This is a genomic window from Neptuniibacter sp. QD37_11 (assembly GCF_047778105.1).
GTDB lineage: Bacteria > Pseudomonadota > Gammaproteobacteria > Pseudomonadales > Balneatricaceae > Neptuniibacter.
The window spans coordinates 553,865-566,787 of the sequence record NZ_CP180554.1 but is presented as its reverse complement, the minus strand read 5'-3'; the positions used below and the strand labels follow the sequence as shown (position 1 = coordinate 566,787).

Genomic DNA, 12,923 nt, shown 5'->3' with positions numbered 1-12,923 from the left:
CTTAAATCCGTGTTTGGGAAAGCAGATCGGTAAATCATGAATAATATAACGATAAATAGAGTGGATGCAATTAAAAAGGCCTCCCTAAGGAGGCTTTCCAATATTGAGTATTAACCAGAACTGGTTTGTAAAACTTCTTTAGAAGGGACTCTGTTCTAACATCCAGAGGAACAAAGGACTCATCATCATTTTCCAGATCATGAGGATCTGCACTAAAAAAAGCGTCAGCAAGATCAAAGTTATGTTGGAATTCTTCAACGTCACCCAAATAGAGCCAGAAGGAATCGTTGTAATCGACCACAACATTAAGAATAGGGCTAATGCCAGCAGGAAAGCGTACTATTGACTGTTGATCCACTGACTTCCAGTGACTGGTGAGTGATTGATAGCCATTCTCCTGACGAAAATAGGTACGGGCCACCAGCTCTTTCAGCTTAGGATTGCTTGGCTTTATGAATAATTTGAACAGAAGCCCCATTTGATTACGATATTCTTCAACCGCAACATCAAACTCGGAACGGGTAGGTAAAACGGGATTTGCATAAAAGGACATAAAGTCACCTCATCACTAATCTTGCCTGAGTGGTTTAGCCCATTCCCGCCACCCAAGCAATTCTGCTTGAGATAGACTTTACATTACTGCCATTCAAAACGATGGGGCGTTTGCAGCGTCATTATTGACTAGGCTAGTGCCGAGGGTGCCATCCCTACAGTGACCTGTGATCCGAAACAATCACCTCTCATCTGTCTAATTACAATTACAATAATTTAATATGGAAAATCAAGAGGAGTTTATCGATAGGCATTGTTATTAAATTAATTTTCTTTATACTATTTATTGAAAATAAATAGAAATTGAGAAACCTATGTATAAGCAATCAAAAGAGCTGTCTGAAGAGACAAGGGCGCTACTGGCCTCTGATAAGGTGCGAAAGTGGCATAAGGGCGTTTTTGACGTCGATTATGTGGCAGGGCAGAAGCAAGAAGCGACCGCCTTTCTAAAAAAACAGGCCTACCATTTCTACCTTGCTCTTGCTGTGGTGTTGATTGCCGGTTTTACACTGTTCCCTGCAAGCATGTATGCATTTGGTTATTGGTATACGAATGACTATGCGCCGCAGCCCTACTGGGCGATGGCATCCTTGTTTGTATTCTGTTCGTTGATTGCTGTCGCAGCAAAAATGAGAGAGAAGAAAAAGAGCGCAGAGTTGCCATTGGAAAAGTGGGATATATACACAGGGGCCTTTCTCAATGATCTCCATAAGGCGATTGATGATATTGCAGCAGGTAATCTAGAAGATGCTCCTGACATTGTTGATGCATTATCCCTTGGACTAGGCATGCAGCGTAACAAAAAGGCTAGTATGTTTCTGCGCTCCGTACTCGCGGAAACGGGTGATTCTGAGCAAGCCTATTTGCTAGCAAAGGATTTCAAGGATGAAGGTGATATGGATCATTATTGGCACTGGCTGCAAATCGCAAATGACATGGGTAGCTTCAAGGCTATGAAGGAAGTGCAAAAGATTAAAGCACCTCAGGTCCGAGGTGGTAGTAGTTCAGCCAGTGCATCAGGCCATTTCGCTACCGGCGTGGCTGTGGGTATGTTGTTGGATTAAGGAGCTTATGACTCATGACTTTTTTCAAATACAATGCTTTCGTGTGTAAATTAATAGGCTTCAGTTACTCACGAGAGCAAACGACCTGCTCTTATTTCTTTAGCTCTGTAGCGTTGGCTATGCTGCCATTTTTCATGCCATTTTTGTTGTCAGGCTTCCTATTGGGGTTTGGTTATGGGTGGGCATTTACCCTCGGATCTATTGGTTTTACTGACCCAGTAGAGATGCCTTACTTAATGGGTAATGTGGTACAAGGCTTTCACACAGCTGTGGTTTTTGATTTCGTTTTTAACTGGGCATATAACATGGGAGTATGGTTGAGTTTCTGCTTGATGCTCGTAGCCATCGTGGCGGGACCTATCTATTTCTTTAAAAAGAACTTAGTTCGAGCTAAAGCGGCGTTATGTAAACCTATTATGCTAGGCGAGGGTAAGTAGCATGTTTTTCTATAAGATAAATTCCATTGTCTACAAAACACTCTTCAAGCAAGACTATAAAAGGCAGCAGAATAAATGCGCTTATTTCTATCACTCAGTGGCATGCTCAGTAGGGGTGTTGCTGGCATTTTATGTGGCAATGGTTGCGATGATAGCAGCGTCGTCTATGCTGCTTATCCCAATACTGGGTTTGCAAGGGGATCTTAGTCAAGTTGAGGGCTATATAGATCCTGTGTGGAACTTCTTAGCCCATTTTTTATCCGGTGATGGTTTGGTTGGCCTACTAACGGTGATGGGCTCGATGATCGGTGTACTGCTGATGGTTCTGGGGCCGATTGCTCTAGTAGCTTGGGTTTGTTTCCGTGTGGGTTGTGTGATCTTTAAAAAACCTCTGACCTTGCTTAAGTCATGGTGGAATAAGCCGGTTAATATCAGTGAGAGCCGGATGGGTCGATTTCTGTCGCCAGTATTGCGAGGATTTTCCCGCGTTTTCCGCTTAGAAAATGATCGCCCAACAACGCAAGTGGATTACTTTCTAACGTCGGTGTTTTCAGTGATTGCAGTGGTGGTTCTCTTTGCGGTTTCGTTGGGTGCTCTTACCGGCATCGTGTTTGTGGTGATGTCCGGCCTTCAATACATAGGGTTGCCCGTGGGTGATTGGTATAGTTTTCCTCACTCTTTGCTAGGTTTTGTTGAAGGGAAGTATGGGCCGGTTGGATTCTTCTATTATTTTGGTTTTTTTGGCGTGCTGATGGTGGGTTTTATCGCTATTGGGGGCCTCATTTTATGCGCAGTGATCTGGGCGGCTATTAAATTAGGCAGACCTTGGATCATGAAAGCCTATCGTTCAGAAGGTGTTCAAAAGGTCATGTCTCGATACTTTGAGCACAAAGAAAAGCATTGCACTGTCATTAGCATGGACTAGGGAATATTATGCTGTTTTATAAATATAACAATTTTATTTTATCACTTTTCGATAGAGAGTACGGTAAAGAACAAGCGGCTTGTGAATACTTTTTGCACACCGTATCCCTCGTTGTTCTGCCCTTGATCTGCGCTGTTATGGCATCAGGTGCGTTGTTGTTTTATGCAGTGGTTTTGTCGACTCTTTTGGGTTGGGTTGGCTTTGAATTAACCTATGTGAACAATGCTTATAATTATGTTTTTCCTGAAGGATTTTTGAAACATGGCCCTTCGGAAGTGACAGTGCTTGGGTTTATTTTTTCAATTGGCTTTTTTATAGGTGCTTTACTGTCTTTCTTAGTGTGTACTGCGGTTATTGAACCGATCGCTGAATTTATCAGTGAGCGCATATGGACGTTTGCGAGGTCTTTTTCCGAGGCTGGGAATACTGCTGTGTCTCCAAAGAGATTCTATAACACCCTTAAATCCAAATTGTGTCAGCCTGTTGTATATAAGGGGGAATAAGCGTGTACTCAGCATTAAGTAGTGAAACCTTAGCCACACTAGATCAGGATTTTCGAAAAGTTAAGAGTAAGCTCTACTCTTCAGAAGAAGTGAGTAAGAAGATAGGTGGCTTTGCTCGGCAGCGATCCAATGAGTGGAAGCAGTTTATTATCATGGGCTTTGTCATGATATTGCTAGATATTGCACTGCTTGGCTTGGGTGTGGGTAAAGAGTTTGTTGTTGCCTGCCTTGCTGTGACATTTGCTTTTGTTGCTCTCAGCCTGAAGAAAGTGAACAGGGACTATGAGAGTAATATTTCCTACTGGGAAGACTATGACTTAAAGGGTCGAAAGGAAATAGAAGCCTGCATTGATAAAGTTGCTGATGGCGAGATTGGTTTGGCAGCCAAGCTAATAGAGCATTTCAATCGTGGTCTAGGTCTAGGCATTCCCTGTCAGCAATTTCATTCGTTGTACTTGTATACGGCTCTGGCAGAAGCAGGTAGTGCTACGGATGCCTATTATGCAGCACAGGTGTATCACAATATGGGAGATAGCCAAACGCATACCGATTGGCTTATTAGGGCTAATGGCTTGGGTCATGAGAAAGCTAACCGTGAACTAAGTGAAAAGGGCATTACCTTGCTCTTGGGTGAGTTACCTGAGGGGGTAAAGGTCAAAGCATCAAATTACTTAATAAAGGAATCGTGATATGACTTTCTATAAGTTTAATAAACTTTGCTTTAGTATTTTCCGTAAGGATTACCCTCAAGAGCAGAGTGTTTGCTCTTATGCGGCAACATCTTTTGCATGCATCCTTGGAGTTCTCTGTGTCATGCCATTGTTCATGGCGGGTCTCTTGCACTTCATTTTTTCGGCACTCAATAAATACGGTGTCCAAACAGGGGCGTATGAAGCTCTAACCTTACTGCAGCACTACCTTGCATTCGATTTGGATTGGAACGTAATAACGACCCCATTCGTTGTTTTGCCGTATTTGATTGGTTATGGCGGGGTGATGTTTGTCTTGCTTATAGCGGCTATATGTGGGGCTCTATTTGTTGCGGCGTGGGTTGGTACTGTGATTGTTTTGGCGGTGACGCCCCTAATCCAAACCCATGATATTAGCGGGACTCCTAATTGGTTAAGAACGCGAATCATTAATCCAGTAAAGTCACTAAAACCAAAGGTATGTAAGACTATTCATTTTGAGTAAGTATCAATGAATTCTTATGGGCCTCATTTTGAGGCCTTATTTATGCTCTATTGAAAATAGCCTTGCGCTGACATTAATTATCTTTATAATACAAGTCTTGCAACTTTTGCTGTCATGAAAGTGCCTTGTTAATTGACCAGCTTGTCAATCAACTAAAGGTATTCGCTATGATAACCAAGAAGTACGGTCAGGACTTTAAGTGTGCAGCAAAATGGGATGATAATGCTCTGACGTTGTCTGTCGATGAAGTTTCAGCTCCAGAGGTGGGATCAGGGGTTCATACTCGCGTTCATGCGTCAGGGTGGGTGATATCGGGTGAGGTAAAGGAAGATCAATATACGTGGGTAAACGACTTTGTCGCTTACCATGCACAATTAGGTTTTGTGTGCGGGGATTTTGAGGAGGAGGTTTACGCCTCGTCTGAGGAAGCTTTTAAGCACTTCTACCTGCATCACACTCCGGTATCATGGGATTATGGTGACATATAATCCACAAGTAAGGCTGCTAAGAAATTAGCAGCCTTTTTTGTTTCTCTGTCCAAGCATATAACTTGCTTTAATAAATTAAATCATTATAATAAATTCTAATCTACTAATGGGATGGTTTTGGAATATGGCTCTACGCAAATCTCTTGTTGCACTCTTAAGTTTGACTGTCGTGGCGCTTACTGGTTGCAGTAATGATAATGAACTTACGGAATCTCAGCAGATCGCTAACGACAATCATATTGAAGCGGTGGCGGAACTTCGTAAATGGCATACGAATAGCTTGAAGACAATCTTAGCTAACCTGACGACTAAGGGGTTTGAAGCGGAGTATGTACCCGAACCCACTCTGACACCAATGATCCGTGTCTCTCAGTCTCAACTTAGATTAAAGGCCCATATCCTTCTTGATCTACAAAGCCAGCTGGTGGATCAGGTTGGCACACTACGGGGCAATGCAGAGATAATCAAAAAAGATTTTGATAATACGTTGAAAATTTTACTCAAGACCAAGACAAACGCGTGTCATAATTCAGTTGAGAGTATCTGTAGTGATAGAAGAGAGGAGGATCTTGCCCATTATGATCGGTGGCGGTCTGCCTTTCTGCAATCTCCTCAGTGGCAGCAGATTGATCAAGATATTACGGCCCTGACTGGTGATATTCAGGCTATTCAGGAAGCGATAATTAAGCGTGACATGACACAAAGCCAATTAGCTAAGATGAAAAAGGCGAAAGCTGATAGGAAAGGGTAGGCTGAACCTCCTTTGCTAAAGGCTATGGGTTAGTGGTAGAAAGGAGAATTTAGTAATAAATTCTATGTTACTTAAGGGCCTCACTATGTGAGGTCTTTTTTGTTTATTAGGTAATTTATTTTTGTTATAATTAATACAATTCATCAGATTTAGGAATTTGGTATGCGTCAAAAAATCAATATTACCCGTAATGGTGAAACGCTCTGGTTAAAGGCTTACGCATCAGGCAGTGGTGCGTTAAGTTTCAATGTTGTATCACCAGATGATCCAACAGGTAATGTAGTCACTACTAATATTTCGGAACGAAATGTGCGCGCCTACCGTGACCAATTCAAGCCTGAGTGGCTCATTGTTAACCAGACGTTCAAACATCCTGAACATGAGCAATTCGCTATGTGTCGCGTAGTTGAGCGTGAAGGGGAACTGTTGCGCCTTGACGATCGTCTGTACCGCGTCGACAGCGAAGCCGGTATGCACCCAGAATTCTATCTTGTGGGCCCGAAAGGTGAACATAAGATGGAAAATATCAGCGTGGTAGGTGCGCTTCGTTATTTTATTGCGAATGAGGATACCATTGAGCATGCAAAGGATAAGTACGGTAATGAAGCTGTGCTAGAGGCGCGCAATGAGGTAAAAGCCCCCGAAGCTGATCACGCCATGCAACCGTAACTGCTCGCCATGGCGGTAAGAGAACGGAGCGCCATTACCATTGTGTTTGGCGTTCTGGCGTTCTGGCAGGTATTGTTTCACTCATTTATTGCATAGGTGGCGTGGAAATTATACTAGATAAATATTTCATGACCTGCTCCAAGACGGGTCATTGTGATGAACTCATAGGACTACCGGCGGTTATGTTGGGACTGTCTCATCTTCTCTTTAGTTTGGCGGCCTTTACCGGCATGTTAAATCTATTTAATAAGTTTAGGTGGGATGAGTTTCATCATGCAACAGTTACGTTAATTAAGTTTTTCTTGGCTCTAGCTATTTGTTTGGTTATTGCGACTGTGATTATTGCTTAGGCTTGAACTCCTCTTGGCATTAAAAAACCGGCTTTTCAAGGCCGGTTTTTGTTCAAAGTCAGTAGGGTGCTTAACTGGCGGTGTATTCCCAGCGTGCAGCTTGCATCTTGTCGATACAGAGTTCCTCCTCTGGGTCGCAAGCTTCAGGATCATAGGGGTCGCCATACACGCCCCGAAGAGAATCTAAGCAGAAACGAGCCCAGCCCATTTCAGACATGCCTTTACGTGCACCTTCAATCGTTGTCACAATCATACTGAAGCCTCGCTGATTACCGTTGATGGGGTTTTAATTGGCAATAGAGTAAAACCAGCCGCCTTTTTCAGGGTGGTATGCCAAATTAACCTCAGCCTTCAACTCATTGACTGCAAGACAGATAGTGTCCCCAATGACACAACTAATCCCATCAACCTCATTCTGCAGGTAAGCAATGGCTTTAGACGCCTGATCTGCTTTCAACCAAGGAGTGATAGTCTCCATAACGATGCTTACAGTCGCAACACTGGCGAACACAGTCGGTTTGCAGGCTTTACCTACAGGTAATAGGTGTTTGTATTCACGTACCAGCTCATGCACGCGATCACGTTCATTGCGATCACCTTTGGGATTGATCTGGCAACTGTAGCTCGTTGGTGATTCACCGCAGTTCTCTACGCTGACCAGATGCTTCATTACCAGTTCCATATCCGCTGCTATAGTCATAATCAATCCTCTCTAATTTGAATTAATATTATAAGGATATTTCTGTTTAAATCAATACTGGGTGATTGTAGTCTCTTATGAATATCCTTACGAATTGTCATGTTGAATACCAACAAAGATAAGCCTTATAATATTTTTAAACTTTTAAGGAGCTATTTAATATGCAAGAGAATAAGGGAATTAATCTCAAGAAGGGATTGATTGCAACGGCCGTGATTGTTTTGGGGTCAAGTGCGGTTGGGTATCACTATTTTACCCAGCATGTAGAGGATGCTACCGCCGAGGCAGAGGCGATGGCGACAGAAAAGGCGAATCACTTTTCTGAATTTCTCATCTCAGGTTACAACCAAGATTTCCGGGATAAGGCATCTTATTCGTTTAATACAAAATTTGATTACTGGTCAGGGGAGATGACGTTTAGCGACTATCGTCTTGTGGTGGTTCATCCATACAAGGAGGGGCATAGTATGACACTGGTCGTCCCTCAAGCCGTTCTAACGGGTGATTGTGTTAAGGGTGAATGCGCGATTAAATCTAAGGGCGTCGAACTCTTGGTTAAGTACCCGGAAGGCAAGCGTATTTCTCGCGGTACGGAAGAAACTGAGGCTATCGCTAAGATCGCAGGGTCGCTAGATATCGACTTTTCATTCAAAGAGCAGGATAAGAGGGCTGGTGTTGACGGAGTAATCAGATCATCGAATCTCGGCAGCATGGCTTATAGTCTTACCCTTCAGACAGATAAGCAGGGGCAAGCAGCCGAATTGTGGTCTCTCCCGCAGATAAAGGAGATCCCTCGTTGGGCAAGCGATCTACTGGTGGGCGCAAAGCTTGATCGATTAGATCTAACTTACACAGAGGGTGGGTATCTGAAAGATGTTATCCGTGATTTGGTTGAGCCAGAGGGTATCAAAGCGGACCGGATCTTTGAGCTTTGGGAACAACGAAAAGCCCACTTGAATGAATTGCATCAGCTTAAAATTGAAAGTGGTGATGCTGAAAAAGGCAGTGTAGATCCTGAGGCGCAGGCCTTTGAAGAGGTAATAAAGCTCCTTAAAGAAAGCGGTTCCATCTCAGCGAACTACCGATCTCTGGTGGCAGATCGCGTTCCTGATTTGATTAAGCTGTATCAGGAAGATTACTCTGAGCTTTTAAAGAAGTTCGAGGTGAAGCACGAAGCGCCTACAGTTCAGTAAGTTTTTTTTCGTTCGCATGTCCCCAGTCAGGTTGATTTATGCATTCAGACTGGGGGCTATTTCTATAGAGCTTTCTAAATAAACCCAAACAGCTGATCTTTCACTCCTTCTAAGTGGGCTCTAAAGTGAGCTGTCGTGCGTTTGTGAAGTTCATAGGTTCCTTGATCTGTTTCATTGGCTTCTCCCCACCGTGAACGAAAGGGATTCTAAGAGCCATTACAGCTCAAAGACTAGGGCAGCTTACGCCGCTACCTTTCCCTCTATAGGGCGGCCTAGCCCGACCGCAAGAATGTTCTTGGCCGCGTTAATATCGCGGTCGTGAGTGACACCGCACTCACTGCAAGTCCACTCTCTTATTCCAAGTCCCGCGATACCTTTCGGCCTCGAATCTGGGAGTGTTTCACAGCTCGAACAGGTTTGGGGTGGTTGTCGTTATAGTGAACATCTGCTATCCGACCCATAGCTTAAGCCCCAATGCTTTGAGTACCTTTTGCATAGTGGAGAATGAGACATTAAGGTCATTTTTTTCTAACTTGATGATGGTGGTGCGAGAGACTTCACTTAAGTCTTCAAGGTCTTCTTGAGATAACTTTTGCGCATTACGTGCTTTGATGATGGCTTGTCCGAGCTGATCGATAGGAACAAGCGTTTCCTGTCGCCGTAGTAAGGCAAGTTCAGCTTCTTGCTGATCGAAGCGTTTTTGCACTTCTAGCAAGAGGGAATCTGAAATGCGGGTATGCTTGGGTGAGTCCATGATTAGTCCAGATATATAAACATTAAGCCAAAAAAAATACTTCAATGTTTATAAAATTAAACAATACGGGTTACATTGTCAAGAACTATGGTCTTTATGCGATATATTGTTGGCAAAAGTAAAATAATCTTAACAACTTTGTGCCATATATAGATAAATAGGATTAATAACCTTGCTGTATTTACAAAAAAGGCCTCCTTAGAGGCCAATTACTGTCTGAATCTATCGGGGTAAGGGTAGGCCTACACCGCGCTTAGTGGCGCTCGTATTTCATTTAGTTCGTAGTGCCAAAAAGCAGCTTCTGTGCCGTCTTCAGCCCGTACAATGCCAACACGGCCATGTTGATCAAAGCTGATTATTTTCCCCTCAGTGACTTTCTTGCGGTTTTCAAGCCGCTCCTGTGTCGCTGTGCGTGTCAGTGGTGGTTTGTTCTCACTAACATACGGAATCACGCCAAGGAAAAACCGCGTTTCACGGTAACGGAACGTCCGGGCATCTGTGTTACAGCAAGCAACGCGTTCTGGATCAATCATACATTTGGCCCTTAGAATAATGTTCGTTTATAGCTGATACGGCAGGAAACACCTTGTGGGATGTGATAGCTCATATCATCTCCTGTCTCCAGATCATGCCACTGAATGGAATTTAGCTTTTTGTGAGGTTTTGCTTTTGCTTCTACTTTAAAGCCATTTGAGCATTCAATTTTCCGATCACTTTTTTCAACGTACATTTGTCGACCAAAAGCGATAATCATAATAGCAAAAATGGCCAAGCTGACCTTCGCCCAGACACTCATAGCTAACCCCGAATCAGTATCTTACGCAAACATACTGTTGCAGCTATCGGAAAAGGCTTGAGCATCCTTCAAATTGGCGTACTCATGGGTAATGCCCATAAAGACCACTTCATACTTACCGGTTTTACTATTTAATACAGGCTTTGCCATTAATCTATCCTCTCATTACTTGGATTATTTATTATAATGATAATGATAGAGAAATCAAGCTGACGGTAAAGAAAAGCCCCGCAACAAGTGCGAGGCTTATTAGAGGGCTAGAAGTATCGGTTATTCTTCACTTCACAATGGAAGATCGGCACAAACCATAACAGGTACAGCCGGTGTACATCGTAGTACGATCCCGGATAGCGGGATTTCTTAACTTCGTATGATTCGTAGCGAATAAGCACCTTCACCAGCAGCAAGGGTGCTAACAAGATACGATCTTTATTAGTCATTGAATTAAGCCCTATTCTTATCACCACTAATTGAGTTTTTTAGGTACTACAAGATAATGCCCACAGTACCTGACAAAACGGATCTTCTCATTTTTCAAAAATGCTTTGCTCATTTATCCAGCCCCTTTAGATTGAATCCATGAACATTAAGCTTCGCTTCAATCTCAATGATTTCAGGCCATGTGATTGTCAAATGGTTCTCTTCACGAATATCCGCCCATTTCTCCGAGTCAACTTTAGATTTCTCTAAGTGGGTCAGTTTCTGTATTTCGGCAGCGAGGCTGTACTGTACATGATCATTTGCTTTCTGAGCTTTTTCATAGAGCGTCTGCAGTGCTTCCATCTGATCAGCCGTTGGCAAAAGCCCCCATGAAATCACATGTCTTGAGTATGCCCAAAGTTGGAATAGATTGGTCGGGTGACGTGTAGAGCCTTCAAGCTCGTGCTGATATTGACCTAAAATCAATCCCCAGTAGGCTTCACCATCTCGTTGCTTCAGCGTATCTAATAACGCTAAATTGTACTCCAGTGCGGGGCGTTCTAGCTTGGTAAAGGTGCCTAACCACATGTCATTAAACATCATAAAGCCATATTCACGCGTATTATCATCCTCGTGTTTAGGGATCTTGACAATGTCTTTATGGCGTGGGTCACGCGGTATACGGACAGCATGATCCAAGTTGCGTAAGGCACTTTCCATAAAGGAGATCGCTAAGTCGCGCTGCTGCTCAGTTTTAGCCTGTGGCATTAGGATATCCGCCAAATACTGTGTAAAGACGAAGCTTCCTCTACGGGCTCTTAGGTAGTTAGAAACATTCTTCGACAGCTGAACTTCTCCATCCTTCAGGAAAACATGAGCCCAGCAAGGGTTTTCAAGTTCTAGGGATCGCACGCTCCTCAATTGCCCGTGTGTGCAGTATCCAGCTTGGACGGGATAGACATAGCCATCCTCTTCGAAGTGCTGAGCACTGGTGGCGCTAAAGATGTGAGGTGTCACTAGGTTGGTGTAGAAAATAGGAGCAAGTCCTACATAACCTACAATAAATAAAATCGCTTTAAGGGGGGCGCAATATCGCTTATAGGCTAGATAGCCAATAACGCTGCTCATAACGATGGCGGCAAGTACCCGTGTGCCATTATCGTAGAATGATTGAGTATGTTCAGGTGTGATCCCAGAATGAGCATCCTTGACAAAACCCTCCCAGTCAAACCCTTGAACTAAGCCCAATACTGTTGCCAGAATAACCGCTAATACCGCGCCGCCATAGGCATATCGGCCAATTTTATAGCCTTCACTTTTGTGCGTAAAAACATTCAGTAGAATGATCGCGAGTGCAACACCAGATATCCAATAGGTTGTGATGATATTTTGATAATGATCGACTTCGGCTGGACTGCCTACTGTCCAGAAATATGGGAATGAGTAAAAGCTGTAGGTCCATAAGCTTGAGCTAATAATGCCTAGCTGACACAGCAGCGTCCAAATAGCCAATAAGCCAAGGGTATTGATGACCGCCGAGGTGGTCGATTCTTTTATGAGGATAGGTAAGGGTATAAAGCCCAAAAGGCGACGGTATTCTACCGGGTTTTTCATAAGTCAAACTTCCCACTATTATTTTCCAGTTATTATAAAGGAAAATATTAAAAGGTAAAGTAGAGAAAAAGCCAGTGAGTTGGTTATACTTTAGCCCTGAAAGATAGGGCTAAAAGGGAGGCTTTATGTATCGAGCATGCGCTGAAGTGACTCGTTTTCCGCGTTATTGCGCTCAAGGGTCTTGCGTAGCCGGTTTGCCGCATGCGCCTCAGCGTCTTCCTGAGTGGCGAATAACTCACTTTCATGGAAACTTAGCTCTTGCCAGCCGTCAGGCATTTCACGGCAGCGATAATCTAAGTTAGTGTTGTTCTTTTCTTCGCCTTCGCCGTAGTAAATACCGGAGTGGCGAATCGCATCAATTCGCACCTCTACCACAGGTAGCCGATCATCAAAATTGAAGTTTTCAGGCCGGACAGAACACCACGCGGTATCACCGATTTTAAATTTTGGGTTAAGCTGCATGGAGTTTCACCTGTCTATACGCTTAAGTCGATTAAAAACAAAAGGCCCGGA

At 43.6% G+C, this 12,923-nt stretch carries 20 protein-coding genes and 1 pseudogene; 11 read left to right on the top strand and 10 right to left on the bottom strand.

Annotation, left to right across the window (positions count from 1 at the left end):
- Positions 1–70: 70 nt before the first annotated feature.
- Positions 71–553 (bottom strand): hypothetical protein, encoded by a 483-nt coding sequence (locus tag ACMXYT_RS20950; RefSeq protein ID WP_415912344.1) that lies wholly within the window; start codon positions 551–553, stop codon positions 71–73.
- Positions 554–866: 313 nt separating this feature from the next.
- Between ACMXYT_RS20950 and ACMXYT_RS20945 the strand changes: the two genes are divergently transcribed.
- From ACMXYT_RS20945 to ACMXYT_RS20900, 10 genes are all read left to right on the top strand, one after another.
- Positions 867–1,616, top strand: coding sequence for a hypothetical protein (locus tag ACMXYT_RS20945; RefSeq protein WP_415912343.1), 750 nt, complete (start codon positions 867–869; stop codon positions 1,614–1,616).
- Between the two features lie 14 nt (positions 1,617–1,630).
- Complete coding sequence (locus ACMXYT_RS20940; RefSeq protein ID WP_415912342.1) at positions 1,631–2,053, top strand: hypothetical protein; 423 nt, start codon at positions 1,631–1,633, stop codon at positions 2,051–2,053.
- A gap of 1 nt (position 2,054) precedes the next feature.
- On the top strand, positions 2,055–2,978 hold the full coding sequence (locus ACMXYT_RS20935) for a hypothetical protein (RefSeq protein ID WP_415912341.1): 924 nt from the start codon (positions 2,055–2,057) through the stop codon (positions 2,976–2,978).
- Positions 2,979–2,986: 8 nt separating this feature from the next.
- A complete protein-coding gene (locus ACMXYT_RS20930; protein WP_415912340.1) occupies positions 2,987–3,481 on the top strand; it encodes a hypothetical protein in 495 nt (164 codons plus the stop codon).
- Positions 3,482–3,483: 2 nt separating this feature from the next.
- Positions 3,484–4,170, top strand: coding sequence for a hypothetical protein (locus tag ACMXYT_RS20925; RefSeq protein WP_415912339.1), 687 nt, complete (start codon positions 3,484–3,486; stop codon positions 4,168–4,170).
- A gap of 1 nt (position 4,171) precedes the next feature.
- Entirely contained in the window at positions 4,172–4,675 is a 504-nt protein-coding gene (locus tag ACMXYT_RS20920; protein ID WP_415912338.1) for a hypothetical protein, read from the top strand.
- A gap of 167 nt (positions 4,676–4,842) precedes the next feature.
- Positions 4,843–5,163: a hypothetical protein gene (locus ACMXYT_RS20915; protein ID WP_415912337.1), complete on the top strand. Its 321-nt coding sequence runs from the start codon at positions 4,843–4,845 to the stop codon at positions 5,161–5,163.
- Between the two features lie 124 nt (positions 5,164–5,287).
- The gene (locus ACMXYT_RS20910; RefSeq protein ID WP_415912336.1) at positions 5,288–5,914 is read left to right on the top strand and encodes a hypothetical protein; all 627 of its coding nucleotides are present in this window, start codon (positions 5,288–5,290) and stop codon (positions 5,912–5,914) included.
- 162 nt (positions 5,915–6,076) lie between these two features.
- Entirely contained in the window at positions 6,077–6,583 is a 507-nt protein-coding gene (locus ACMXYT_RS20905; protein WP_415912335.1) for a hypothetical protein, read from the top strand.
- A gap of 101 nt (positions 6,584–6,684) precedes the next feature.
- A complete protein-coding gene (locus tag ACMXYT_RS20900; protein ID WP_415912334.1) occupies positions 6,685–6,933 on the top strand; it encodes a hypothetical protein in 249 nt (82 codons plus the stop codon).
- Positions 6,934–7,003: 70 nt separating this feature from the next.
- Here the strand turns inward: ACMXYT_RS20900 and ACMXYT_RS20895 are convergent, their stop codons facing one another.
- Positions 7,004–7,186, bottom strand: coding sequence for a hypothetical protein (locus tag ACMXYT_RS20895; protein WP_415912333.1), 183 nt, complete (start codon positions 7,184–7,186; stop codon positions 7,004–7,006).
- A 33-nt stretch (positions 7,187–7,219) separates the two neighbouring features.
- Entirely contained in the window at positions 7,220–7,633 is a 414-nt protein-coding gene (locus ACMXYT_RS20890; protein WP_415912332.1) for a hypothetical protein, read from the bottom strand.
- A 161-nt stretch (positions 7,634–7,794) separates the two neighbouring features.
- Here ACMXYT_RS20890 and ACMXYT_RS20885 point away from each other — a divergent pair, with 161 nt between their 5' ends.
- Positions 7,795–8,826, top strand: coding sequence for a hypothetical protein (locus ACMXYT_RS20885; RefSeq protein ID WP_415912331.1), 1,032 nt, complete (start codon positions 7,795–7,797; stop codon positions 8,824–8,826).
- Between the two features lie 240 nt (positions 8,827–9,066).
- Here the strand turns inward: ACMXYT_RS20885 and ACMXYT_RS20880 are convergent.
- The 7 genes and pseudogenes from ACMXYT_RS20880 to ACMXYT_RS20850 all read right to left on the bottom strand — a co-directional run.
- Positions 9,067–9,246 (bottom strand): annotated as a pseudogene (locus ACMXYT_RS20880) (zinc ribbon domain-containing protein); the annotation flags it as partial.
- 28 nt (positions 9,247–9,274) lie between these two features.
- Entirely contained in the window at positions 9,275–9,580 is a 306-nt protein-coding gene (locus tag ACMXYT_RS20875; RefSeq protein WP_415912330.1) for a helix-turn-helix transcriptional regulator, read from the bottom strand.
- Between the two features lie 242 nt (positions 9,581–9,822).
- Positions 9,823–10,113 (bottom strand): hypothetical protein, encoded by a 291-nt coding sequence (locus tag ACMXYT_RS20870; protein WP_415912329.1) that lies wholly within the window; start codon positions 10,111–10,113, stop codon positions 9,823–9,825.
- Positions 10,114–10,124: 11 nt separating this feature from the next.
- Positions 10,125–10,376 (bottom strand): hypothetical protein, encoded by a 252-nt coding sequence (locus ACMXYT_RS20865; RefSeq protein WP_415912328.1) that lies wholly within the window; start codon positions 10,374–10,376, stop codon positions 10,125–10,127.
- A 21-nt stretch (positions 10,377–10,397) separates the two neighbouring features.
- Positions 10,398–10,526, bottom strand: a complete 129-nt coding sequence (locus ACMXYT_RS20860) for a hypothetical protein (RefSeq protein WP_415912327.1) — start codon at positions 10,524–10,526, stop codon at positions 10,398–10,400.
- A gap of 399 nt (positions 10,527–10,925) precedes the next feature.
- A complete protein-coding gene (locus tag ACMXYT_RS20855; protein WP_415912326.1) occupies positions 10,926–12,410 on the bottom strand; it encodes a hypothetical protein in 1,485 nt (494 codons plus the stop codon).
- A gap of 123 nt (positions 12,411–12,533) precedes the next feature.
- On the bottom strand, positions 12,534–12,872 hold the full coding sequence (locus ACMXYT_RS20850; RefSeq protein ID WP_415912325.1) for a hypothetical protein: 339 nt from the start codon (positions 12,870–12,872) through the stop codon (positions 12,534–12,536).
- Between the last annotated feature and the right edge of the window lie 51 nt (positions 12,873–12,923).